Origin of the sequence: Pseudomonas sp. SIMBA_041, assembly GCF_046535095.1 — a bacterium.
GTDB classification, from domain to species: domain Bacteria; phylum Pseudomonadota; class Gammaproteobacteria; order Pseudomonadales; family Pseudomonadaceae; genus Aquipseudomonas; species Aquipseudomonas mucoides.
In genome coordinates this window covers 1-271 of sequence record NZ_JAWRXJ010000316.1, presented here as the reverse complement: position 1 = coordinate 271, position 271 = coordinate 1, and the positions used below count along the sequence as shown (strand labels likewise).

The 271-nt window shown below is 49.4% G+C and carries 1 protein-coding gene; it reads right to left on the bottom strand.

What is annotated here, in order from left to right; all coding sequences use genetic code 11:
- Positions 1–222: DUF84 family protein (locus SB725_RS31310; protein ID WP_410923300.1), on the bottom strand; the 222-nt coding region annotated here is incomplete at its 3' end.
- Positions 223–271: the final 49 nt, after the last annotated feature.

Sequence of the window (271 nt, the reverse complement as noted above, 5' to 3'; positions counted from 1 at the left end):
AAAATCAGCCTCTGGAAGTAAACGGCGGGCATTTGCTACCCGATTTCGTGCGCCAGCGCGCGTTTCCTCACTGCCAAAGGGTTGTTCCGGTACACCGCTCTCGACGGCAACAGATGCAATATGGCAGGATCCTTCGCCGAAGATCTCGTGAAATGCCTGCAGAATGGCCTGAATTTTAGCGGGATTGGTGGTCGCACAGACAACTTGGTGCATAATCAGCATTACTCAGAAAATTAACGTTACAGCAGTATACGGAAAAAAAGCATGTTAC